This window comes from Kribbella pittospori (genome assembly GCF_004331465.1).
GTDB classification, from domain to species: domain Bacteria; phylum Actinomycetota; class Actinomycetes; order Propionibacteriales; family Kribbellaceae; genus Kribbella; species Kribbella pittospori.
This window is the reverse complement of sequence record NZ_SJKB01000054.1, coordinates 1-999: the sequence shown is the minus strand read 5'-3', so window position 1 is coordinate 999 and position 999 is coordinate 1. Positions and strand designations below refer to the sequence as shown.

Sequence of the window (999 nt, the reverse complement as noted above, 5' to 3'; positions counted from 1 at the left end):
CAGGCCGCACCACTCGTGCGGAGTGAGATTCAGACGACCTAACACGTCGGCAACGACGGCGTAGTGGTCGGACGGCGGCAGACCTCGGTCCTCGTCGAAACCGATCACGTGTCACTCGCGCGGCACCAAACCTCCCCTGGTGAGGATGTAGTCGATCCGGTTGTCCTCGAGCCACTCGCCGCGGCCCAGATAGCGGTTGTGCGAGCTATACGTGACGCCAAGCCCATTCTCTCCCGGCAGCCAGCAGTCCTCCAGCGCATCCAGGAGAGGCTTGAGCTCGGGATGGCCGGGCGGCGAGTTCAGAGCGCCCGCCAACACGACTCGGTCGCCGGAGCCGGAGAGCTCGGACACCAGCGTCGCGAGTGCCTCAGCCCGGGCCAGCCGTTCGCGTTGGTGGTCTAACGCAACAGTGTCGCCCGACACCTTGTGCCGCTCGACTGCCCGGAAAGAATGCCGAGGCCGAGACGTACGCCGGGATGCGCGTCCCCCGGCATCCCCGAGGGGGCAAAGGCCGATGCCATCCCCAGCTCGGCCCCGAGCACCGCAGCCTGCGTCAACCCGTCCACCCGCCAAGTCTCCTGCACGGCAACGAACTCCGGTCGCCGCGCACGCACCGTAGCGACGATCGCCCGTTGCCGCCGCAACCATCGATCTCCGAACCGACCCCAGACGTTCCTCCTTCCCTCCGGAGCGAGCCGGGCCCCGCAATCACACAGGGGTGGGCAGGATGACGTCCCCGGTCTGACTGTGTACGACGCCAGTCGCCCGGCTGGTCTGCCGAAGCACGGTGAGAGTCTCCACGGTGGGTACCGGCAACACGATGGACCACACACCTCGTGGAGGTACTGATGCCCGGAAAGTCATCGAAGGTGAAGAACGAGAAGCAGTACGAAGCCCTGTAGGACAAGGGGATGTCGAAACAGCGCGCGGCGAAGATCGCCAACTCCTCGAAGTCGAGCGAGCACGGCGGTAAGAGCGGCAAGGGCGGCAACAGCAGCC

General features: G+C 66.3%; 1 protein-coding gene. It reads right to left on the bottom strand.

The features are described 5' to 3' along the window. Window positions 1–111: 111 nt before the first annotated feature. Entirely contained in the window at window positions 112–648 is a 537-nt protein-coding gene (locus E0H73_RS48305; RefSeq protein ID WP_337590359.1) for an endonuclease/exonuclease/phosphatase family protein, read from the bottom strand. Window positions 649–999: the final 351 nt, after the last annotated feature.

Coding starts and splice junctions, on each gene's coding strand:
- E0H73_RS48305 (WP_337590359.1), bottom strand. CDS start 648: ATGGTTGCGGCGGCAACGGGCGATCGTCGCTACGGTGCGTGCGCGGCG.